Genomic DNA, 21268 nt, shown 5'->3' with positions numbered 1-21268 from the left:
GAGAATCCATGAATTCAGCTACTTCACCCACCGACCACCCGCCCCTGCCAGGGAACGACGGCCACTCCGCCATCTCCGGCAAGGCGGTCCGCCCCGGTGACCGGATCTTCCTCGGGCTCTCCCGGGGCTCCGGGATCGCCCTCCTGGTGATCATGGCCGCCATCGCGGTCTTCCTCACCTACCGCTCCGTGCTCGCCATCTCCGGCGACAAGGCCAACTTCTTCACCACCCTGGACTGGAACGCCACCGGGACCGACCCGAAGTTCGGCATCGCGGTCCTCGCCTTCGGCACCGTCGTCAGCTCGGTGGTCGCGATGGTCATCGCGGTCCCGGTCGCGGTCGGCATCGCGCTGTTCATCTCGCACTACGCCCCGCGCAAGCTGTCCGCACCGCTCGGCTACGTCATCGACCTGCTCGCCGCGGTGCCCAGCATCATCTACGGCCTGTGGGGCGCACTCTTCCTCGTCCCGCAGCTGAGCGGCCTCTACACGTGGCTGGACGACTACCTCGGCTGGACCGGCATCTTCTCGTACGGCGGCGGGGCGGCCCGTTCGCTGTTCACCGTCGGCATCCTGCTCGCGATCATGGTCCTGCCGATCGTGACCAGCGTCAGCCGCGAGGTGTTCCTGCAGGTCCCGAAGATGCACGAGGAGGCCGCGCTGGCGCTCGGCGCCACCCGCTGGGAAGTCATCCGGATGTCGGTGCTCCCCTTCGGCCGCTCCGGCATCATCAGCGCCTCCATGCTGGGCCTGGGCCGTGCGCTCGGCGAGACGATGGCCGTCGCCACGGTCCTCTCGCCCAGCTTCCTCATCAACACCAGCCTGCTGGACCCGGGCGGCGGCACCTTCGCCCAGAACATCGCCAGCAAGTTCAGCGAGGCCGACCAGTTCGGCCAGGACGCCCTGATCGCCTCCGGCCTCGTCCTCTTCGTGATCACGCTGCTCGTCAACGGCGCGGCCCGCCTGATCATCGCCCGCCGCAAGGAGTACTCGGGAGCCGCCGCATGACTGAGCGAAGCGAAGGAATCAACAAGAGGTGCGCGCCTTGCGAATGCTGTGCCTCGCGAAGCGAGGTGGCGGCATGAGTATCACCACCGATCGCCCCGCGGTCTCCCACGGCGACACCCCGCTGCCCGTCTCGCTCAAGCAGGCCCGGCTCCCCCGCTGGACCCCGCCGGTCCTCGCACTGGTCGCGGCCGGGGCGGGCTGCGGCATCGGGCCGGTCGCCGGCCTGGACAGCCCCGTCCAGTGGGGCCTGATCGCCGCCCTGCTCTTCGTCCTCGGCACCTTCGCGCTGGCCGCGGCCGTCGAGGGCGGCCGGCAGGCCAAGGACCGGCTGGCCACCTGCCTGGTCTGGATGGCCTTCCTGATCGCCGTCGTACCGCTGGCCTCCCTCCTGTGGGAGACCGTCGCCCGCGGCACCAAGGTCCTGAACGGCTACTTCCTGTCCCACTCCATGGGCACCACCCCGGACGCACTGCCCGGCGGCGGCATCAACCACGCGATCATCGGCACCCTGGAGCAAGTCGGCCTGGCCACCCTGATCGCCGCGCCGATCGGTCTGCTCACCGCGATCTACCTCGTCGAATACGGCCGCGGCCGGCTCGCCCGCGCCGTCACCTTCTTCGTCGACGTCATGACCGGCATCCCGTCGATCGTGGCCGGCCTGTTCATCCTCTCCGTGTGGATCCTGATCCTCGGCTTCGGCCCGTCCGGCTTCGCCGGCGCGATGGCCCTGGCGATCCTGATGATGCCGGTCGTGGTCCGCTCCACCGAGGAAATGCTCAAGCTCGTCCCGAACGAGCTGCGCGAGGCCTCGCTGGCCCTCGGCGTGCCCAAGTGGCGCACCATCCTCAAGGTCGTCCTGCCGACGTCGATCGGCGGCATCACCACCGGCGTGATGCTCTCCATCGCCCGGATCACCGGTGAGACGGCACCCGTGCTGCTCCTGGTGTGGGGCGCGAAGACGATCAACAACAACCCCTTCGAAGACGCCCAGCAGTCGCTGCCGCTCTACGTTTTCCAGCAGTGGCAGCAGGGTTCCGAGGCCTCGTACGACCGCGCATGGGCCGCGGCACTGGTCCTCATCGCCTTCGTCATGATCCTCAACCTGGTGGCCCGCGGCATCGCCCGCTGGAAGGCCCCCAAAACCGGCCGCTGACACAGCCCCGGCGACAGAAAGAAGCAGTGATTTCCATGGCCAAGCGAATCGACGTCAGCGGCCTCTCCGCGTACTACGGCGGCCACAAGGCCATCGACGACATCTCGATGACCGTCGAGCCGCGCTCCGTGACGGCCTTCATCGGCCCGTCCGGCTGCGGCAAGTCGACCTTCCTGCGCACCCTGAACCGGATGCACGAGGTCACCCCCGGCGGCCGCGTCGAGGGCAAGGTGATGCTGGACGACGAGAACCTCTACGGCTCCGGGGTCGACCCGGTCGCCGTCCGCCGCACCGTCGGCATGGTCTTCCAGCGTCCCAACCCGTTCCCCACGATGTCGATCTTCGACAATGTCGCGGCCGGTCTGCGGCTGAACGGCTCGTACAAGAAGAGCGAGCTCAAGGACATCGTCGAGAAGTCCCTCAAGGGCGCCAACCTCTGGAACGAGGTCAAGGACCGCCTCAACAAGCCCGGCTCGGGCCTGTCCGGCGGCCAGCAGCAGCGGCTGTGCATCGCCCGCGCCATAGCCGTCGAGCCGCAGGTGCTGCTGATGGACGAGCCCTGCTCGGCGCTCGACCCGATCTCCACCCTCGCCATCGAGGACCTGATCGGCGAGCTCAAGGCGCGCTTCACGATCGTCATCGTGACGCACAACATGCAGCAGGCGGCGCGCGTCTCGGACCGTACGGCGTTCTTCAACCTCGCCGCGGTCGGGCAGCCCGGCAAGCTGGTCGAGATCGACGAGACCGAGCGGATCTTCTCCAACCCGTCGGTCCAGGCCACGGAGGACTACATCTCCGGCCGCTTCGGCTGAGCGCCGAGCGCGCGGCCCGGCCGCTGCGGCCGGGCCGCCCCCACCACGTCCTGCGGTGCTGCATGGCGGTGCCACCGCAAGGCGAAGGGCCCGCCCCTCTTCCCGGGGGCGGGCCCATTTAGTGTGCTCCGAGTGCCGTCGGATGCGCTGTTTTCCTGCGCCCGGTGGCCGGGCCGGTCAGCCGAAGGCCAGCCGGATCAGCCAGAACGCGAGCGCCGCGACCAGCGCCGCCGCCGGCATGGTGATGAACCAGCCCATCACGATGTTCTTGGCGACGCCCCAGCGCACCGCGCGCGGGCCCTTGGTCGAGCCCACACCCATGATCGCGGAGGTGATGACATGGGTCGTGGAGATCGGCGCCTGGAACATGAACGACGCGGTGTACATGACCGAGGCCGCGGTGGTCTCCGCGGCGAAGCCCTGCGGCGGGTCCAGCTCGATGATGCGGCGGCCCAGGGTGCGCATGATGCGCCAGCCACCCGCGTACGTGCCCAGCGAGAGGGTGAGCGCACAGGCCAGCTTGACCCAGATCGGGATGGCGTCGTTCGCGTCCTCGACATCGGCGATGACCAGGGCCATCACCACGACACCCATGGTCTTCTGGGCGTCCTGCAGACCGTGTCCGAGCGCCATACCGGCGGCCGAGACGGTCTGGGCTATGCGGAAGCCGCGCTTGGCCTTGTGCGGGTTGGACTTACGGAACATCCACAGGATGACGACCATCACCAGATAGCCGAGCACCAGGCCGATCACCGGCGAGATGAACATCGGCAGGACGACCTTCTCGATCACGCCGCCCCAGATGACCTTGGTGCCACCGGCGAGCGCCGCCCCGACCATGCCGCCGAACAAGGCGTGCGAGGACGAGGACGGCAGGCCGAAGTACCAGGTGATGAGGTTCCAGACCACCGCGCCGAGCAGCGCGGCGAAGAGAATGCCCATCCCCTGGTTGCCCTGGGGAGTGGCGATCAGCCCTTCGCTGACCGTCTTGGCGACCCCGCTGCCGAGAAACGCACCGGCGAGGTTCATCACGGCGGCCATCGCCAGCGCCGCGCGCGGGGTCAGTGCCCGCGTCGAGACCGAGGTCGCGATGGCGTTCGCGGAGTCGTGGAAGCCGTTGGTATAGGTAAATCCGAGCGCGACCGCAATGGTCACGACGAGCGCGAAGGTCTCCATGGGCGGCGCTCAGGACTCCTTGACCGCGATGGTCTCGACCGTGTTGGCGACATGCTCGAACGCGTCCGCCGCCTCTTCCAGGATGTCCACGATCTGCTTGAGCTTGAGGACCTCGATGGCGTCGTACTTGCCGTTGAAGAGGTGCGCAAGCAGCTTGCGGTGGATCTGGTCGGCCTGGTTCTCCAGGCGGTTGACCTCGATCCAGTACTCGGTGAGGTTGGTCATGGTCCGCAGATGCGGCATGGCCTCGGCGGTCAGCTCGGCCGCCCGCGCCAGCACCTCGATCTGCTGGTCGATGCCCTTGGGCAGCTCCTCGACCTTGTAGAGGACGACCAGGTCGACCGCCTCTTCCATGAAGTCCATGATGTCGTCGAGCGACGAGGCGAGGTTGTAGATGTCCTCGCGGTCGAACGGCGTGATGAACGAGGAGTTCAGCTGGTGGAAGATCGCGTGGGTCGCGTCATCTCCCGCGTGCTCCGCCGCCCGCATCCGCTCGGCGATCTCTGCACGAGCGGAGGCGTCCGCCCCGAGCAGTTCCATCAGGAGCTTGGAGCCCGTGACGATGTTGTCCGCGGAGGCGGCGAACATGTCGTAGAAGCTCGTCTCCCTGGGGGTCAGACGAAAGCGCACGTGAAATCCTCGGGGTGCATCGGATTCGGTCGAGTTGATGCTAGGCGCATCATCCAGCCACAGCTAACCGGCATTCCTTCAGTGTCGCCCATCGTGCAGCATGCTCTGCACGGGGTACCACAGGTGCCCGCAAAGTTCGGTACCATATACCCACCAGGGGTATATAGATCGCCTAGATACCACGGGAGACGGCCATGACGACCACGGACGCCGACACCACCGGCAGCGCCGCAGCCGCCGCGGCCTGCCACCCCCGGCAGCCGGACACCGACCCCCGGGGCGCAGCTCAAACCGTGACCGATAACGCAGAGACTTCGGCGACATCCGGCCCCCACGGCTACGCACAGCAGAAGGACGCACACATCAAGCGACTGCGCCGGATCGAGGGCCAGATCCGCGGACTGCAGCGCATGCTCGAAGAAGACGTCTACTGCATCGACATACTCACCCAGGTCTCGGCGAGCACGAAGGGCCTGCAGTCCTTCGGCCTCCAGCTGCTGGAGGAACACCTGCGGCACTGCGTCGCCGACGCAGCGGTCAAGGGCCCCGAGGCCATCGACGCCAAGGTCCAGGAGGCCACCAAGGCCATCGAGCGGATGCTGCGCACCTGAGCCGGCCCGCCCTACGGGCGAACGACGGGGCTTCGAAGACCGGCCCTAGCCGGGAGGGCATCCCGCGGGCCCGGCCCGGTGGCACCCCCGGTCCGCGCCGTCGCAGCCCTCCCCGTCGACCTCCAGCACCTCGTCGATGCGGTCCGGACTGAGCCGGTCCTCGCTGGCGGCCGCGGCCGCGATCATCAACTCACCGGTCAGGTCGATCTCGACGAGGGCTACGTGGTCCTGGACCGTCGTAGGGCGGTGTCCGGCCACGTACAACACCTCCTCCTTCGAGCGCCTTCCCACGCCTTGGGTGGTTACCGTCAGCGTAAGGACGGGCGCACGCTCCGCGCATGGCACGGATGGACCATTTCCGCCATCCGGCAAGCGCCCCCGTCACATGCCCTGCTTCGCCGCCGCACCCGGCCCTACGGCGCGGGCGAAGCGATCTTCCCCGCGTAGATGTCGCGTTCATCCGGCAGGCGGACCGCGACCCTCGTCCCGAAATCCGACAGCTCCGTGGTGGACGTCACCGCGGCCCCCTTCGGTGCGCCGTTGGCATAGCGGAACCACTGGCGCACCTTGCGCAGCCGCCCGTCCTCGTCCAGGTACACCTCGAACGGCACCGCATCGGTGGTGAACCCCTGCTCCGCGGCGACCAGCGCGGGCCTCGTACGCGCTGACGCCTGCTGGGCGGCCGCCTGGATGTCCGTCGTCCCGCGGTAGTGCCGCACCCGCACGCCGTCCAGCCGCTCCTCGCCCTGGTACGTCACCTCCCGTGCGCCGCGCAGCAGTTCCGCCGCGGCCAGCGGATCGGTCGCCCCGCCGGTGACCAGATTCCCGTCGCTCAGGGCGGCGGTGGCCACCCGCACCCACTTGTCGGCGGGCACCCCGGCCCCGCGGTTCTTCATGAACAGCGCACCGGGCGCAAGGATCTCGGTGACCGGCTGATGGCCGCCGCCGGCCCGGCCCGCGGGATCGGGCAGGACGACCCGCAGCCGGCCCGTGCTGGTGGCGAAGTCGTAGCCGCCGGTGCCCCGGATGGCGACCCGGGTGCCGCCGCTGACCGTCTCCATGGACGTACGGACCCGGGCGGAGCCGGCCCGCAGCAGGGCGGCGGCGCTGCCCTTGACCTCCGCGGCGGCAGCGGACCGGCCGGACGGCTCCTGGTCGTCGGCCGCGGCTCCGTCCGGCGAACAGCCCGTCGTCAGCAGCCCGACCGCCAGACCCGTCCCGCACGCCACGGCCGCGACGACCACGCCGCCGCCTCGCCACTCCTGCACCACCATCGCGTACGAGCCCCCTCGGCCGCTGTCTTCGGGAACGGCCTGGGGGGCCGGTCCGCTCGGGAGGGTCACCCGGTCCGCCACCGCCGCATCTGACGTTCCGTCGACCGCCCGGTTCAACGACCGTCAAGGGGGCTCGTCACGCAAGGGCACCTGGGACGCGTAGCGTGACGGGGTGCCCCACCGAGCTCCCCATACGACCTCCACCACCGAGAGCGGTTCCTTCTGCACGGCCCGCTGCACCTGCGGCTGGCGGGGTCCGGCCCGCCGTGCCCGCTCCCAGGCGCGGACGGATGCCGAGCGCCACCTGGCCGACGTGGCCGCCGGACCGGATGCGGGCACCCACCCCGAGCGTCCCCTGGAATGAGGGAGTCCGTTCCGGGAACCCCCAACGCCCTTACGGCATCTGCCTAGTGAGGGGAGTACGCGCACCGCACCGGTAACGGACGACACCGGACAGTGCGGAGCAATCCCGGGCACAGCGCAACGCGAGGGCAGTACGCCGCCGCGGCCGCCCGGTGCGGCCTTCCCTGCACGCGCCCCGTGACCTGCGGCCGGGCCGACGGCAGGCGGGGCAGGACCATATCCATGACATCGAGGGGGATTCATCCCAGTGAAGCGGCGCACACTCCTGCAGGCGGGCGGCGGACTGGCGGCGGCCTCGGCGGCCTTGGCCACCGGCTGCGACAACAAGACCGGCAAGGCGGGTGCGGCGTCCGCCGCCTCGGACACCGGCGCCGCGACCGGCTCCGCTGCGGCCCGGACCAATGCGGCCTCCTCCGCGGGCGCCGCCGTCCACAGCCGGGCCTCCCAGGCCTCCTGGACCGCGCTGGGCAAGAGCCTGGACGGCAAGCTGGTGCGGGCCTCCGACGCCGCCTACGCGACCGCCCGCCGCCTGTACAACACCCGCTACGACACGCTGAAGCCGTCGGCCATCGCCTACGTCGAGCACCCGGCGGACATCGCCGAATGCCTCGCCTTCGCCCGGCGCAACGACACGCCGGTCGCCATCCGCAGCGGCGGCCACTCCTACGCCGGCTGGTCCAGCGGCAACGGCAAGCTCGTCATCGACGTCTCCGCGCTCTCCAAGGTCGGCGCGCCGTCCGGCGGCACCACCGCCATCGGCGCCGGCGCCAAGCTCATCGACGTCTACGAAGGCCTCGGGGCGCACGGCGTGACGATACCCGGGGGCTCCTGCCCCACCGTCGGCATATCCGGCCTCACCCTCGGCGGCGGCCACGGCGTGGTCTCCCGTGCGTACGGGCTGACCTGCGACAGCCTCGTCGGCGCCACCCTGGTCACGGCCGACGGCAAGACCGTCGACTGCGACAAGAGCCGCCATTCCGACCTCTTCTGGGCGCTGCGCGGCGCCGGCAACGGCAACTTCGGCGTGGTGACCGAACTCCGCTTCCGTACGCATCCGGCGCCCCGCGCGGTGATGGCGTACCTCACCTGGCCGTGGTCCAAGGCGGCGAAGGTCGTGGCGTCCTGGCAGAAGTGGGGGCCGGTGCAGGCCGACGAGATCTGGTCCGCCTGCCATCTCGACGCCCGCCCCGGCAACACCCCCTCCGTCTCCGTCGCGGCCTTCTCCCTGGGCAGCTACGGCGACCTGAAGAACGCCCTCGACAAGCTCGCCGACCAGCCGGGCGGCCCCGGCCCCGCCAAGAGCGTCCACCTCACACCGACCGGCTACCTGGACGCGATGGAGTCGTACGCGGGCTGCTCCTCCAAGTCCACCGCCCAGTGCCACATGCCGGGTTCGCTGCCCGGCCACACCGGCGCCGGGCAGCTGGGCCGCGAGACCTACGCGGCCCGCTCGCACTTCTTCGACCGCTCGCTGTCCACGGCCGGCATCCGCACGCTGATGGACCAGATCGAGGCGGGCGGCCGCAAGGGCGTCAACGGCAATGTGGCGCTGACGGCGCTGGGCGGCGCGGTCAACCGCGTCGGGCGCACCGACACCGCCTTCGTCCACCGCAGCTCGCGGTTCCTCGCCCAGTACTTGACGTCCTGGCCGGCGAACGGGTCGTCCGCCACCCGCACAGCGTGGCTGAATTCCTTCCATGACGCGATGCGCCGTTACTCCTCGGGCGCCGCCTACCAGAACTACACCGACCCCGGCCTGACCGACTGGAAGTCCGCCTACTACGGCGCCGCCGCCACCCGGCTCGCCCAGGTCAAGCGCACCTACGACCCGCAGCGGCTGTTCAGCACCTTCCCGCAGGCGCTCTGACACCGCCCGGCACGCCAGCGGACACACGGACGGCCCGGCCCCCGCGAGGGGCCGGGCCGTCCGCATCCGCCAGGTCTTCGCTCCCGGGGGCCGCCGGACCGGTGCGTGCCACCCGGTCCGGCGCTCCCTCAGGCCGCCAGGTCCTTGTCCCGCTCCTTCTGTCCCCGACCCATCGCCGAGCCGGTGGCCACCACCCGGCCGCCCTCGGCGTCCGGCCCCGCGGAGCCGTCCGCACCCGGTGCCCGCACCAGCCAGGCCAGCTTCGACCGGGCGATCGCCGTCGTCAGCGGCACCAGCAGCGCCTGCGCGAGCGGCGCGAGCAGCAGCGCGACGGCCGTGCCCAGCGCGAAGCCGCCGATCACGTCGGTCGGGTAGTGCACGCCCATGTAGACGCGGCAGAAGCCCTCCGCGAGCGCCAGCGCGATCCCGATCAGGCCGTACTTGCGGTGGGCGAGGAACAGGCCGACGCCGACCGCCATGGTGAGCGTCGCGTGATCGCTCACGAACGAGAAGTCGCTCTTGCCGGGGATCAGCACTTCCAGCCCGGCGTGGTCCTTGAACGGCCGGGGCCGCTCGACGAAGTTCCGGATCGGAATGTTGGCCAGCAGCGCGAGGCCCGCGGCCAGCGGCGCCCACACCAGGCCCGCCACGGCGGACGGTGCGCCCGGCCGGCGGCGCGCGGACCACCAGGCGATCAGACACAGCACCCCGAGGCCGGCGATGATGCCGTACTCGCCGATGTACTCCATGGCCTTGTTGACCCAGTGGGGGGCGTCCTTCGCGAGACCGTTGATGCCGTCGAGCACGTCGACATCGGGGTTCGGCCCCTCGAGTGCGAGTCCAGCCATCTGCCGCGGCCCCTTATCTTTCGCGCGCGCGAGCGCCGTCGTGTGCTGCCTGCCCCCGTGGTCGTCGAGCGTGTGCCGTGTCGAGCCGCTCCGCTACGTCCCCACGCCAAGGAAACGCGATGTCCACCCCAGCCGTTCCACTCTCTACCGGATGATCACCAGGACGTTATCGAAGCTTGATTCATCACTGCAGTTCAGGGCCCTATGTTCACGCAGCGTTCGTACCGGGCAGCGCTTTTGCGCCATCGGACGTGACGCGGGTGGCACCGATGTAGTCCGGCGTATCGATCTTGTCGAACCGGATCACGGCCCCGGTGTACGGCGCATTGATCATGTACCCGCCACCCACATAGAGCCCCACATGGTGGATCGACCGGGGGTCCTTGAGGTTGTAGGCGAAGAACACCAGGTCACCCGGCAGCAGCTCGTCCCGCTTCGGATGCGGTCCGGCGTTCCACTGGTCGTTCGCCACCCGCGGCAGCTCGATGCCCACGGAGCGGTACGCCGCCTGGGTCAGCCCCGAACAGTCGAACCGCCCGCCCTGCGCCGCCGTTCCCGTGCCACCCCACAGATAGCGCGTGCCGAGCTTCTCCTGCGCGAAGTAGATCGCCCCCGCGGCCTGCTTCGACGGCGCCACCGGACCCGAGGGCGCCTCGAAGCTCTTCGCGAGCGTCGTGATCGTCTTCACGTAGTTCTGCGTCTCGCGGTACGGCGGCACCCCGTTGTACTGGATCACGCGGTACGCCCCCGCGTTGTACGCCGCGAGCATGTTGTGCGTGTCGTTGCCCGGCGCGCTCTTCACATAGCCGGCCAGCTCGCAGTCGTACGAGGCCGCCGACGCGATCGCGTCCTGCGGGTCCCACACGTCCTTCTTGCCGTCGCCGTTCCCGTCGACGCCGTGCGTCTGCCACGTCCCCGGGATGAACTGCGCCATGCCCTGAGCGGCCGCCGGGCTCTGCGCCCGCGGGTTCCACCCGCTCTCCTGGTAGAGCTGCGCCGCCAGCAGCGCGGGACTTATCGCCGGACAGAGCGTCCCCCACTTCTGCACCAGGGGCTGGTACTCGGCCGGCACCGCCCCCTTCGCCAGCCCGAGCGCCCGCCCGCCGGCCCCGGCCAGCCGGGCCGCCACCGTGTACGTACCGATCACAAGCAGCCCGAGCAAGCAGAGCACCAGCCCTGTCCCGAGCCCTCCGGCCACCCAGTATTTCCGCACGCCCCAACCCTCCCCCATTCAGCCCCGGTTCACTGCCTTTTTCCGGCCGCTCCGCGCGCGCCGTGCCGCTCCGGCGCGGCACGGCGGCGCATGACCCGGCGCAGGGGGCGCTCCGGCCCGGAGGCGGAAGCTGCTCCCGACGGCCCCCGGAACACCGCCGGATGAGCGACACTGCCTCAAGAGCCCGGCGACGGAACGAGGTCCGCCGACCGGCACGACGACAGCAGATGACCACCACCCGAACGGCCGGGCCGCAACGGCACGCCGGACCGGCCACCACTCTTTCCGATGATCATTGCCCAGGGGTGACCCCCGTGATACACACGGTGATACCGGTCGGTTCAATGGACGCCGTGCGCCCACACATCCACGCGACTCCCACGGGATCCGTCAAAGAAAGCCGCCAAGACGACAGCTGACGGTCCGTTCGTCAGCGAAGATAGAGAGCGACCCGCGCCGCGTCGGCACGGGCACACAACTACCCACCAAGGGGCGGTGAGTTCACACATGTTCATTGCGGCCGAAAAAGGCGACATCACCACCATCATCGGCGGAATCGCCCCGGACTGGGGACCGTTCGGGAGCCTGGGCAACGAGGCCCGCGTGATGGTCGAAGTGGTCATGGCGGTGGCGATCCTGCTCTGCCTCGGCATCGCGATCTGGGGCGCCGCCAAACAGCGCATCGGCGCCACCGCGCTGCGCGACACCTTCAGCGCCGAGCAGGGCAAGGGCCTGATCGTGGCCGGCCTCACCGGCGTCTTCATCATCGGCTCCCTGGGGACGCTGTTCACCATCGTCTACGGCATGGCGGTCTAGGGCACCCACACCCGAGGGCCCACCGGGGCCGTTCGAGCGGTGCACACCCCCGCCCGCACCCGGCCCCGGACCGCTCCCCCTGCGCCCCCGCCCGCCATCTCTCCGCCGTCCCGTGCCCCTACTCGCTCCCACCGGCCCCACCTTCCTGCCGAGGCCCCATGCTGACGCCCCCTCACGCCCGGCCCGACGGCCCCGCCTCCCGCGCCCGGGCCACCCCCGCCACCAGCGGACCGATTGGGCGGGCCGCCGCACGGGGACAGGTGGACCCGAAAGCAACAAGGCGCAAGAAGGCGACGGCAACCAGGGAGCGGGCGATGAGCACAAATGCCTCAGAGTCCCCCATTCGCCGCTGCCGTACCGCATCTGAGGACCCGTCACGGTGAGATGTACTCGTATCGCTGCACCCGAGCCGCCGCCCGCGCGGCTACGGTCATATGAGGGCGGCACAACTACGGCACGCACGGCGACGGCGGCAGAGGGGGCACAGGCGCGATGAGTCTCAGTGACGACGGCGGCTACGGCGGCGACGGCCACCGCGGTCCCGAGACGGGCCAGACACGGACCAGACTTCCCGACAGCGACGGTGACATCTACGGCTCGGGACGACGGCCTCGCGCCGGCATGTCCAGCCGCAACCTCGTCACCATCGTCGGCGTGATCGTCCTGCTGCTCGCGGCCATCGCCTTCGCCAACCGCGGCGGAAGCGGCAACAGCGAAACCCCCTCCGGCGACTCCCCCAAGGACACCGACCAGTCCCAGCCCACCGCCCCCACCGGCACCAAGCCGGTGACGGGCAAGAACGGGGGGATCGCGTCGGGCTTCGCCAAGACGGAGCAGGGGGCGCAGTCGGCGGCGGCCAATTATGCGGTGGCGTTGGTTTCCGCCAACATCCTGAAGCCCAACGAACGCCACGCGATCGTCAAGCAGGCCTTCGCCCCCGCCAAGGTCAACGAGATGCAGGGCAAACTCGACGCCGCGTACTCGACCGCCTTCCTCAAGAAGCTCGGTCTCGACGCGAAGGGCAACGCAGCTCAGGGCATGACCTACATCTCACGCACGGTTCCCGTCGGCACCAAGCTCGTGAAACTCACGGGCGACACCGCGAACCTCGAAGTGTGGTGCACGGGCCTGTTCGGTACGGCCGGCGCGAAGTCGACCACTCCGGTGACAAGTGACTGGTTCACCATGCGGCTCCAGCTGACGTGGGCAAGTGGCGACTGGAAGGTCGAGGGCTTCTCCCAGCAGGACGGCCCCGCCCCGGTCAATGGGGACAACAAGACGTCCGGTGCCGACCAGATCGCCAAGGCAGTCGAGCAGTACGGAGGGTTCACCTATGCGCGGTAACCGAAGGCGTGCCCTCACCGTCACCGCTGCGCTGGCGTCCGTACAAACCGCTGTGTTCCTGCTGGCCACGCGCGTCCTGGCGGCACCCAACCCCAGCCCGTCCCCCAAGGACAACTGCGACCTGATCGTCGGCCCCGCCAAGAACTACTGCCAATCCGGCGACAAAGCCGGCTCCGGCGCCCCCAAGCCCCCCGGCGGCCTCACCGACAACAACCCCCTCGACCCCCTCGACTCCCTCGCCAAGGGTTGCGCCAAAGCCGCCGCCTGGATCGTCACCAAGCTTTCCGACGCGGTGAAGGCCACCTCCCAGGTCGACTTCACCAACACCGCCTTCCTGCGGCAGTACGCGGTCGTCTTCGCCGCCTCCACCATCCTCACCCTGGTCCTGTGGCTCCTGGCGGTCGCCAAGCGCGCGGTGCGCGGGGTGCGGCTCACGGAGGCGATCAGTGAGGCGGTCGGGTTCCTCTGGCTGACCGTGCTCGCCTCCGCGTTCACCCCGCTGATCCTCTACACGATCGTCTCGGCGACCGACGGCGTCACCGAGATCATCGCGAAGGGGACCGGGGCGCAGACCGACACCTTCTTCGGAGCGTTCTCGCAGGCGCTCACGAAGGGCACGGACATCGGCGGCGGCCCGATCATGCTGATCGTGGTGTCGCTGGTCTCCGTGCTCGCCGCCGGTGTGCTGTGGCTGGAGCTGGTGATCCGGGCCGCGCTGCTGTACGTCGGGGCGCTGCTCGGCACCGTCGTCTACGCCGGGCTGGTCGACAAGAACATGTGGGGGCACGTACGCCGCTGGGCGGGCATCATGATCGCGGTGATCATGGTGAAGCCGGTCATCGTCATCGTGCTCGGCATCGCCGGTGCGCTCTCCCACGACAAGGGCCCGAACGCCTTCTCCGCCGTCGTCTCCGGCCTCGCGATCATCGTCCTCGCCATCTTCGCCAGTGCGGTGATCTACCGCTTCGTCCCCGGCTTCGGCGACGAGATGGTCTCGGCCCGTACGAACAAGGGCCGGGCCACCGACGGCAGCCAGGCCGCCGCGATGATCTCCTCGCCCGCCACGCTGGTGTCCCAGGGCATCAAGACCCACAGCTCCCGCCGGTCCGGCGGCGACGGCGGCGGGCAGCAGGGCGCGCAGGGCGGCCAGTCCCGGCCGGCCGACGCGGTGGCCGGCGGTGTCGCCGCGCACAGCTCCCGCACCGGCGGCGGCCGCTCCTCGGCCCCCGCCACCCCCCCCCCCCGTACGAACCCCGGCCCGGGCAGCAGCTCCCGCACCGGCAAATCAGCAGGAGGTGAGGGGCGTTGAGCACGCAGTCCCACCCGATCGCGCCACGTCGCACATACCTGATCGGCCGCGCCCGGCCCAACGCGATCGTCGGCAAGAACCGCGAGACCGGTGAGATCGCGCTGATCATCGCGGGGGCGTTCCTCGGCATGATGTGCGGGCTGCTGGTGCCCATGCTGCCGCTGCGGATCGCGTCCCTCACCGGCTTCCCGGTGCTGGCGCTCGCCCTCGTCTACGTGCCGTACAAGGGCCGTACGTTCTACAAGTGGTTCGAGATCCGGCGCAGCTTCCGCCGGACGGTCCGCCGCGGTGCCACCTACCGCTCCGGCGCCGCCGAGGCGGGCGTCCGGCTGGACGGCCGGGAGATCGAGATCGGCCCGCCGCCCGGCATCGGCCGGATCAACTGGCTCTCCGCCCCGTTCGGCCCCGACGAGATCGCGGTGCTGCTGCACGCCGACCGCAAGACGGTGACAGCGGCCATCGAGATCGAGGGGCCGGGCGTCGGCCTGCGCGACAGCGAGGACCAGGAGGCGCTGGTCGACCGCTTCGGGACGCTGCTCAAGCATGTGGCCAACGGCGACGGCTTCGTGACCCGGCTGCAGATGCTGGCCCGGACGCTGCCGGCCGACCCGGACGCGCACGCCAAGGACGTCGCCCAGCGCGGCGACAAGAACTCCCCCGACTGGCTGCAGGACTCCTACGACCAGCTCCAGTCGATGGTCTCCACCTCCTCCGAGCAGCACCGCGCCTACCTCGTCGCCTGTATGCACTACACCCGCGAGCTGGCCGCCGAGGCACACACCATGGCGCGCGCCGCCCATATGCACCAGGGCGGACTGCTGCGCAAGAAGCTGGACCGCGACGCCGGCCTCGCCGTCGTCATGGCCCGCGAGCTGACCGACATCTGCGCCCGGCTCGCCGAGGCCGACATCCGCGTCCGCCAGCCCCTCGGGCAGGCCCGCCTCGCCTCCCTCGTGCACTCCATGTACGACCCGGACCACCCGATCGACCACATCCAGGCAATGAGCAAGCGCAATGCCTGGCCGGCCGAGCTGGACGCGATGGAGCCGACGTACCTCCAGGCCAAAACGCGGGAGTCGACGACCCGCGCGCCGTGGTGCCACGCCACCGCCTGGGTCAAAGAGTGGCCGCTGACCCCGGTGGGCGTCAACTTCCTCGCGCCCCTCCTGGTGCACACCCCGGACGTGATCCGTACGGTCGCGGTCTGCATGGACCTGGAGCCCACCGAGATCGCCATCGAGCGGATGCTCACGGAGAAGACGAACGACGACGCCGAGGCCAGCCGCGCCGCGAAGATGAACCGGGTCGTCGACCCGCGGGACGTCGCCCACCACGGCCGCGTCGACCAGCGCGGCGAGGACCTGGCCTCCGGCGCCGCCGGCGTCAACCTCGTCGGCTACCTCACGGTCTCCTCCCGCTCGCCCGAGGCGCTCGCCCGCGACAAGCGCACCATCCGCGCCTCGGCCGGCAAGTCCTACCTCAAGCTGGAGTGGTGCGACCGCGAGCACCACCGGGCGTTCGTCAACACCCTGCCGTTCGCGACCGGAATCCGCCGCTAAAGCCGCTGGGAGGCGCGTACGTCATGGCCATGCTCGATCCGCTCGGAGCGCTCACCGACGCGTTCACCAGCTTCCTGTTCGGGAAGGTGGAGACGACCCGGCTGCCCGTACGCACCTCCACCGGCCAGGCACAGGCGGTCTATCTGCCCACCGCGGCCCCCGGCCTCGGCGACTCCGGCGTGATCATCGGCCGTGAGGTCTACAGCGGCAAGGGATACATCTACGACCCCTTCCAGCTGTACGGACAGCAGCTGCCGGCCCCGCACTGGCTGGTCCTCGGCGAGTCCGGCAACGGCAAGTCCGCGCTGGAGAAGACCTACGTCCTGCGGCAGCTGCGGTTCCGCGACCGCCAGGTCGTCGTCCTGGACGCCCAGGGCGAGGACGGCGTCGGCGAGTGGAACCTCATCGCCGAGGAGCTGGGGATAACCCCCATCCGCCTGGACCCGACCGCCGCCCTCAACGGCGGCATCCGCCTCAACCCCCTCGACCCGTCGATCACCACCACCGGCCAGCTGGCCCTGCTGCGCACGATCATCGAGGTCGCGATGGGCCACGGCCTGGACGAACGCTCCGGCTTCGCCCTCAAGGTCGCGCACGCCTACGTGACCGACACCATCACCAACCGCCAGCCCGTCCTGACCGACATCGTCGAGCAGCTGCGGCACCCGGAGGCGGAGTCGGCCGAGGCGATGAATGTCGACATAGACGACGTCCGGGCCTGGGGCCTGGACGTGGCGCTGGTCCTCGACCGGCTCGTCGACGGTGACCTGCGCGGGATGTTCGACGGGCCGACCTCGGCGGGCATCGACCTTGACGCACCGCTGATCGTCTTCGACCTCTCGCACATCGACCGCAACTCCATCGCGATGCCGATCCTGATGGCGATCGTCGGCGTCTGGCTGGAACACACCTGGATCCGCCCCGACCGCAAGAAGCGCATCTTCCTGGTCGAAGAGGCCTGGCACATCATCAACTCGCCCTTCGTCGCCCAGCTCTTCCAGCGGCTGCTGAAGTTCGGCCGGCGGCTCGGCCTGTCGTTCGTGGCCGTCGTCCACCACCTCAGCGATGTGGTCGACGGCGCCGCCGCACGGGAGGCCGCGGCGATCCTCAAAATGGCCTCGACCCGCACCATCTACGCCCAGAAGGCCGACGAGGCACGGGCCACGGGACGGGTGCTCGGCCTGCCACGCTGGGCCGTCGAGATCATCCCGACCCTCACCCCCGGCATCGCGGTCTGGGACGTCAACGGCAATGTCCAGGTCGTCAAACACCTCATCACCGAGGCCGAACGCCCGCTCGTCTACACCGACCGGGCGATGACCGAGGCCTCCGCGATCTCCGAGGCGTCCGCCCTGCCAACGGACGAGGCGCGGGCCCTCCAGGCGGCGGCGGACGCCGAGGCCGAGGCGCGCGCCGAAGCCATGGCGATGGAGCGGCAGTGGAGAGACGAGTCGAGCGAGACGGTGGCGTGACGCGCGGATACGACGACGAACGAGGCGCCGACCGGGGCTACTACCGCGATGCTCCCCGTGGCCGGGGACGCGGCATCCCCGACTCCCTGCTGGTCGGACTGCTCGCCTTCCTGCTGGGCCTGACCCTGCTGGTGTGGACCGCGACCGGCCTGGCCGGCCTGTTCACCCACGGCGCCTGGCCCGACGGCGTCACCTACCCCGGTACGCCGATGGCACTGCGGCACCTCGTCTCGGCACCGCACGACATGGCCGCCGCCTGGCCCGACACTCCCAAGGACCAGCTCTCCGGCTACGGCCTGTTCTGGGGCATCCTCATCGGCGAACTGATGGTGCTGCTGGTCCTGACGATCTTCACCCTGGGGACCGTCACCCGCTATCGCGCCGTACGGGCGGCACGACGAGCGAAGACCAGGGAGGCCCTGGGGCTCCGGGATTCGGCTATCGGCGCCGGCGAGACGGGACGGAACGCGCGGCGGGCCGGGGAGGCACAGCAGGCCGGGGAGACGCGGCCGGCCGGCGAGGCACCGGACGCCCCTCGCGGCGCGGTCCGGGAAACGGCCCCCACCACTCCGGGAACCCCGGAGCCCCCGCCGCACAGCGAACACGCGCCGACCGGCCCGGCCGTACCGTCCACACCCGTCACGCAGGCCACACCCACCGCACCGCCCCCTCCACCCCTTCAGCCCCTCGACACCGCGCACACGGCCACCGCCACCGGCCCCGTCCCCGAACAACGCACCGCTCCCCCGGCCGCCCCGGCACTCCCGGGCACCGAGCCCCCCGACGCCCGCACCGAACCCGCCCTCCCCCGCCTCCAGTTCGCCACCGACCGCGCCGTGGCCCTCGCGGCCTCCCTCACCACCGCGGCCGCCGCCCCGGGCCCCCTGATCGTCGCCACGACGGACCCCACCCTCTGGTCCGAGACCAAGGACACCCGCGCCAAGCTCGGCCCACTGCTGACCTACGACCCCACGCACCGCCTCGACACCCCGGCCCGGCTGCGCTGGTCACCGACCTCCGGCTGTACGGACCTCGCCACCGCCGCCGCCCGTGCCACCGCCCTGCTGGCCCCCGTACGCCCTCCCGGGGCGCTGGACTCGGCCGTCGCGGACGCCGCCCAGACCCTGCTGCGCTGCTGGCTGCACGCCGCCGCGGTGGACGGCCGCCCGTTCCGCCAGCTCCACCGCTGGGCGCACACCACCGGCGCCGCCCAGGAACCCGTACGCATCCTGCGCACCAGCACCAAGGCCTCCGGAGGCCAGGCCGGCGAGCTGGAGTCGGTGCTCACCGCCCACCCCGAACGCCGCGAAGCGGCGCAGCAGTTGGTGGGGCGGGCGCTGGCCTCCCTCTCCTCCATCCACATCCGGGACGCCTGCAATCCACTTCGAACGGATTCGGCCCTCCTCGAATCATTTATCGATGAGGGGGGAACGCTTTACGTGGTAGGCGACCCCATCGAGGATCCGCGTACCGACCCGGGTGCGATGCCCTTGCTCACCGCACTCCTCTCGCACGTGGTCGAGCACGGCCGCCGCATGGCCGAACGGTCATCTGACGGTCGGCTCGACCCACCACTCACCCTCGTCCTGGACGACATCGCGGCCCTCGCCCCCCTGCCCGCGCTCCCCACCCTCCTCCAGACGGGCCACAGCCGCGGACTGCTCACCCTGGCCACCATGCGCTCCCAGGAACAGGCCCGCGCCCGCTGGCCACATAAATCCCTGCCGGCCTGACAGCCGCCCGGACTCAGTCCCGCAGCAACTGCGACGCACACCACGCCAATTGCTCATCCATCGCGGCCGACCGGCTGCCGGCGATACCCGACCGCAGCAAGGCCGCCCCTTCCACCAGCGCGACGAAGGTCTCCGCCCGGGCCCGGCAGAAGTCACCCGGCCAGTCCGGCCGCCCCTGCCGGACGAACGCCTCCACGTGCGCGACGTACTTCCGGTAGAACTCCCGGACCACCATGGCAATGTCCTCGTCCCGCGCCGCCAGCGCCCAGACCTCGACATAGAGCCGCACCAACTGCGGATCCTCCTGCTCCGCGAGGAGCACCGCCACCACCTCGCCGGGGTTCGCCGCCCCGTCAGGGCTTTCGAGGGCCGACGGATCGTCGCGCACCGTCCGCAGCCCCGTCGCCTCGGCCAGCCTCTCCAGGGAACGGTCCAGCGCCCGCTCCAGCACCGCCTTGATCAAATCGGCCCGGGCCGGGAAGTAGTGCTGCAGATGCCCGACCCGCACCCCCGCCGCACCGGCAATGGCCCGCAACGACGCATCCGCCCCCTTGGCCACCAGTACGGCCTCGGCCGCATCGAGCAGCTGCGTACGCCGCACACTCCCCTGCCGCGTCAACGCCGAAGCCTTCCCCTCACCCAAGCCCTGCCCCTCCATCCTTTTCCCTTCCTCCCTCTCTCCTCCGTCCTCCCTTTTCCTCTCCTCCCTCACGCCACCTCGACCCGCACGCCCGCCTTCTCCAGGGCGGGGATGACGTCCTGCGGCGTCGGCACCATCTCGGGAAAGGCCACCCCACGAGGTGCCGCGGCGCCGTCCGTTCCCAGCGCCCGGCGCAGTCCCAGCAGCCCGCCCAACGCCGTCAGATGGGCCTGTCCGGCGGGATCGGCGACCGTCGCCGTACGCCGCTCGCCGCTCCGCCCGTGCACATCGATCCGCAACAGCGCGCTCCCGCCCTCACCCGGCGCATACAGCATCGACCGCCGCACCGACTCGAACCGGTCGCCACGCCCCCACCGGAAGAACCCCGTCCGCTTGAGCGCCAGCAGCACGGACGTCGAGGAGTTGGCGCTGAAGCCGATCCGGGTGACGGCCGTGTCCACGCCGAGCACCAGCGGCAGCGTGAACTGCTCCGGCGTATCGATCCGCGCCACCTTGGTCCGGTGCCCGCCCACCACGACATGCCCCACCCCACTGAGCGGCATGATCATCCGCCGTCGCCCGCCCTCGGTCACCTCGTAATCGAGACCGAGCCGGTCCATGAACTCCACCGAGTCGGCCCCCGCCCGGTCCTTGAGGTCGTAGCGAATCGCGATCTCGACCGCCGAGGCCCCGCCGAGCTCCGCCGCCAACGCCGCGGCGACCAGCCCGCTCACCCCGCCCATCCAGCCGGATGACAACAGCACCGGAGCCCGGGGCGCCTCCACGGCCGCCACCGCGACGGCCCGCTGGAGCCGCGTCGTCCACCGCGTGAGGTCCACATACGGCACACCACCCCGGGTCGCCGCCAACAGCACCCGGTCCGCGGGGTCGTTCACCGCGCTGATCACGGCCCGCACCTTCGCCGAGAAGGGCGCCGGGTCACTCAGGTCCCACCGTCGCACCTGGGCCCCAAGCTCTTCGGCGAGCGCACGACCGCGCTCCGGGGTACGCCCGGTCAGCACCAGCGGCCAGTAAGGCGCCGCAAGCCGGGCCAACTCTCCCCCCACGGTGCCGTATCCGCCCACCACTAGCACCGGGCCCGTCAGCTCTAACTGGATGTCATCGTCCACGCGCCCGAGATTAGGTCACATGACCTAGAAGCACAATGTCACCGAGGCCCAGCTCCCCGCGCCGGCCCATCGCTCGCTACGGCTCGGCGAGCCCCCACGACCACCATGCCGCCTTCAGCTACCGACGGACGGATCTCTCAGTTGCTTACCGTGCCCTGAACGCAAAAATGCCTCGTTCCCCGAGTCGAAACTCGGGGAACGAGGCATTATCAAAATTTGTTCGGCGGCGTCCTACTCTCCCACAGGGTCCCCCCTGCAGTACCATCGGCGCTGAAAGGCTTAGCTTCCGGGTTCGGAATGTAACCGGGCGT

Annotated in this window: 20 protein-coding genes and 1 rRNA gene; 12 read left to right on the top strand and 9 right to left on the bottom strand. The window is 70.4% G+C overall.

The window, feature by feature from the left end; genetic code table 11:
* The first annotated feature begins 8 nt into the window (after positions 1-8).
* The 3 genes from pstC (at position 9) to pstB (ending at position 2972) form a co-directional block, all read left to right on the top strand.
* Positions 9-1007 carry a phosphate ABC transporter permease subunit PstC gene (gene pstC, locus ABZ851_RS24390; RefSeq protein WP_361131219.1) on the top strand — a complete coding sequence of 333 codons (999 nt, stop codon included), beginning with the start codon at positions 9-11 and terminating at the stop codon, positions 1005-1007.
* 73 nt (positions 1008-1080) lie between these two features.
* The gene (pstA, locus tag ABZ851_RS24385; protein ID WP_361131216.1) at positions 1081-2160 is read left to right on the top strand and encodes a phosphate ABC transporter permease PstA; all 1080 of its coding nucleotides are present in this window, start codon (positions 1081-1083) and stop codon (positions 2158-2160) included.
* 35 nt (positions 2161-2195) lie between these two features.
* Positions 2196-2972 carry a phosphate ABC transporter ATP-binding protein PstB gene (gene pstB / locus ABZ851_RS24380; RefSeq protein ID WP_088799252.1) on the top strand — a complete coding sequence of 259 codons (777 nt, stop codon included), beginning with the start codon at positions 2196-2198 and terminating at the stop codon, positions 2970-2972.
* Positions 2973-3149: 177 nt separating this feature from the next.
* On the opposite strand, the gene ABZ851_RS24375 is transcribed toward pstB, so the two are convergent.
* Positions 3150-4148, bottom strand: a complete 999-nt coding sequence (locus tag ABZ851_RS24375) for an inorganic phosphate transporter (protein WP_336054101.1) — start codon at positions 4146-4148, stop codon at positions 3150-3152.
* 9 nt (positions 4149-4157) lie between these two features.
* Positions 4158-4778 carry a DUF47 family protein gene (locus ABZ851_RS24370; protein ID WP_042162406.1) on the bottom strand — a complete coding sequence of 207 codons (621 nt, stop codon included), beginning with the start codon at positions 4776-4778 and terminating at the stop codon, positions 4158-4160.
* Positions 4779-4972: 194 nt separating this feature from the next.
* On the opposite strand from ABZ851_RS24370, the gene ABZ851_RS24365 reads away from it, so the two are divergent.
* On the top strand, positions 4973-5389 hold the full coding sequence (locus ABZ851_RS24365; RefSeq protein ID WP_088799250.1) for a metal-sensitive transcriptional regulator: 417 nt from the start codon (positions 4973-4975) through the stop codon (positions 5387-5389).
* Positions 5390-5434: 45 nt separating this feature from the next.
* Here ABZ851_RS24365 and ABZ851_RS24360 read toward each other — a convergent pair whose 3' ends face one another.
* Both ABZ851_RS24360 and ABZ851_RS24355 read right to left on the bottom strand, forming a co-directional pair.
* Positions 5435-5653, bottom strand: coding sequence for a hypothetical protein (locus tag ABZ851_RS24360; protein WP_361131607.1), 219 nt, complete (start codon positions 5651-5653; stop codon positions 5435-5437).
* Between the two features lie 149 nt (positions 5654-5802).
* Complete coding sequence (locus tag ABZ851_RS24355; protein ID WP_361131210.1) at positions 5803-6663, bottom strand: hypothetical protein; 861 nt, start codon at positions 6661-6663, stop codon at positions 5803-5805.
* 172 nt (positions 6664-6835) lie between these two features.
* Between ABZ851_RS24355 and ABZ851_RS24350 the strand changes: the two genes are divergently transcribed.
* On the top strand, positions 6836-7027 hold the full coding sequence (locus ABZ851_RS24350) for a hypothetical protein (RefSeq protein WP_361131207.1): 192 nt from the start codon (positions 6836-6838) through the stop codon (positions 7025-7027).
* Positions 7028-7273: 246 nt separating this feature from the next.
* Entirely contained in the window at positions 7274-8893 is a 1620-nt protein-coding gene (locus ABZ851_RS24345; RefSeq protein WP_361131204.1) for an FAD-binding oxidoreductase, read from the top strand.
* Positions 8894-9021: 128 nt separating this feature from the next.
* Here ABZ851_RS24345 and ABZ851_RS24340 read toward each other — a convergent pair whose 3' ends face one another.
* Both ABZ851_RS24340 and ABZ851_RS24335 read right to left on the bottom strand, forming a co-directional pair.
* Entirely contained in the window at positions 9022-9741 is a 720-nt protein-coding gene (locus ABZ851_RS24340; RefSeq protein ID WP_093492044.1) for a phosphatase PAP2 family protein, read from the bottom strand.
* A gap of 208 nt (positions 9742-9949) precedes the next feature.
* Positions 9950-10954 carry a bifunctional lytic transglycosylase/C40 family peptidase gene (locus tag ABZ851_RS24335; protein ID WP_361131200.1) on the bottom strand — a complete coding sequence of 335 codons (1005 nt, stop codon included), beginning with the start codon at positions 10952-10954 and terminating at the stop codon, positions 9950-9952.
* Between the two features lie 507 nt (positions 10955-11461).
* On the opposite strand from ABZ851_RS24335, the gene ABZ851_RS24330 reads away from it, so the two are divergent.
* The 6 genes from ABZ851_RS24330 to ABZ851_RS24305 all read left to right on the top strand — a co-directional run bounded on the left by ABZ851_RS24330 (position 11462) and on the right by ABZ851_RS24305 (position 19187).
* Positions 11462-11770 (top strand): hypothetical protein, encoded by a 309-nt coding sequence (locus tag ABZ851_RS24330; protein WP_031067282.1) that lies wholly within the window; start codon positions 11462-11464, stop codon positions 11768-11770.
* Positions 11771-12262: 492 nt separating this feature from the next.
* A complete protein-coding gene (locus ABZ851_RS24325; protein ID WP_361131197.1) occupies positions 12263-13114 on the top strand; it encodes a hypothetical protein in 852 nt (283 codons plus the stop codon).
* Positions 13104-14423, top strand: coding sequence for a hypothetical protein (locus ABZ851_RS24320; protein WP_361131194.1), 1320 nt, complete (start codon positions 13104-13106; stop codon positions 14421-14423). The genes ABZ851_RS24325 and ABZ851_RS24320 overlap by 11 nt, the downstream gene beginning before the upstream one ends.
* Positions 14420-15982, top strand: a complete 1563-nt coding sequence (locus tag ABZ851_RS24315) for an SCO6880 family protein (RefSeq protein WP_336054108.1) — start codon at positions 14420-14422, stop codon at positions 15980-15982. The genes ABZ851_RS24320 and ABZ851_RS24315 overlap by 4 nt, the downstream gene beginning before the upstream one ends.
* A gap of 29 nt (positions 15983-16011) precedes the next feature.
* Complete coding sequence (locus ABZ851_RS24310; protein WP_361131603.1) at positions 16012-17454, top strand: ATP-binding protein; 1443 nt, start codon at positions 16012-16014, stop codon at positions 17452-17454.
* Positions 17451-19187, top strand: coding sequence for a type VI secretion protein (locus ABZ851_RS24305; RefSeq protein WP_361131191.1), 1737 nt, complete (start codon positions 17451-17453; stop codon positions 19185-19187). Before ABZ851_RS24310 ends, ABZ851_RS24305 begins: the two co-directional genes overlap by 4 nt.
* Before the next feature lie 13 nt (positions 19188-19200).
* Here the strand turns inward: ABZ851_RS24305 and ABZ851_RS24300 are convergent, their stop codons facing one another.
* From ABZ851_RS24300 to rrf, 3 genes are all read right to left on the bottom strand, one after another.
* Complete coding sequence (locus tag ABZ851_RS24300) at positions 19201-19806, bottom strand: TetR/AcrR family transcriptional regulator (protein WP_361131188.1); 606 nt, start codon at positions 19804-19806, stop codon at positions 19201-19203.
* A gap of 89 nt (positions 19807-19895) precedes the next feature.
* On the bottom strand, positions 19896-20957 hold the full coding sequence (locus ABZ851_RS24295; RefSeq protein ID WP_361131185.1) for a saccharopine dehydrogenase: 1062 nt from the start codon (positions 20955-20957) through the stop codon (positions 19896-19898).
* Positions 20958-21175: 218 nt separating this feature from the next.
* Positions 21176-21268, bottom strand: a 5S ribosomal RNA gene (gene rrf, locus ABZ851_RS24290); the annotation flags it as partial.

It is taken from the genome of Streptomyces sp. NPDC047049, from assembly GCF_040643995.1.
GTDB lineage: Bacteria > Actinomycetota > Actinomycetes > Streptomycetales > Streptomycetaceae > Streptomyces > Streptomyces mooreae.
Note: the sequence above shows the minus strand (reverse complement) of the source record. Positions and strands in the feature narration are given on the sequence as shown.

What these genes read in the sequence shown, in the direction of transcription:
- pstC (WP_361131219.1), top strand. Translation starts at nt 9, where the DNA reads ATGAATTCAGCTACTTCACCCACCGACCACCCGCCCCTGCCAGGGAAC.
- pstA (WP_361131216.1), top strand. Translation starts at nt 1,081, where the DNA reads ATGAGTATCACCACCGATCGCCCCGCGGTCTCCCACGGCGACACCCCG.
- pstB (WP_088799252.1), top strand. Translation starts at nt 2,196, where the DNA reads ATGGCCAAGCGAATCGACGTCAGCGGCCTCTCCGCGTACTACGGCGGC.
- ABZ851_RS24375 (WP_336054101.1), bottom strand. Translation starts at nt 4,148, where the DNA reads ATGGAGACCTTCGCGCTCGTCGTGACCATTGCGGTCGCGCTCGGATTT.
- ABZ851_RS24365 (WP_088799250.1), top strand. Translation starts at nt 4,973, where the DNA reads ATGACGACCACGGACGCCGACACCACCGGCAGCGCCGCAGCCGCCGCG.
- ABZ851_RS24355 (WP_361131210.1), bottom strand. Translation starts at nt 6,663, where the DNA reads ATGGTGGTGCAGGAGTGGCGAGGCGGCGGCGTGGTCGTCGCGGCCGTG.
- ABZ851_RS24340 (WP_093492044.1), bottom strand. Translation starts at nt 9,741, where the DNA reads ATGGCTGGACTCGCACTCGAGGGGCCGAACCCCGATGTCGACGTGCTC.
- ABZ851_RS24330 (WP_031067282.1), top strand. Translation starts at nt 11,462, where the DNA reads ATGTTCATTGCGGCCGAAAAAGGCGACATCACCACCATCATCGGCGGA.
- ABZ851_RS24325 (WP_361131197.1), top strand. Translation starts at nt 12,263, where the DNA reads ATGAGTCTCAGTGACGACGGCGGCTACGGCGGCGACGGCCACCGCGGT.
- ABZ851_RS24320 (WP_361131194.1), top strand. Translation starts at nt 13,104, where the DNA reads ATGCGCGGTAACCGAAGGCGTGCCCTCACCGTCACCGCTGCGCTGGCG.
- ABZ851_RS24310 (WP_361131603.1), top strand. Translation starts at nt 16,012, where the DNA reads ATGCTCGATCCGCTCGGAGCGCTCACCGACGCGTTCACCAGCTTCCTG.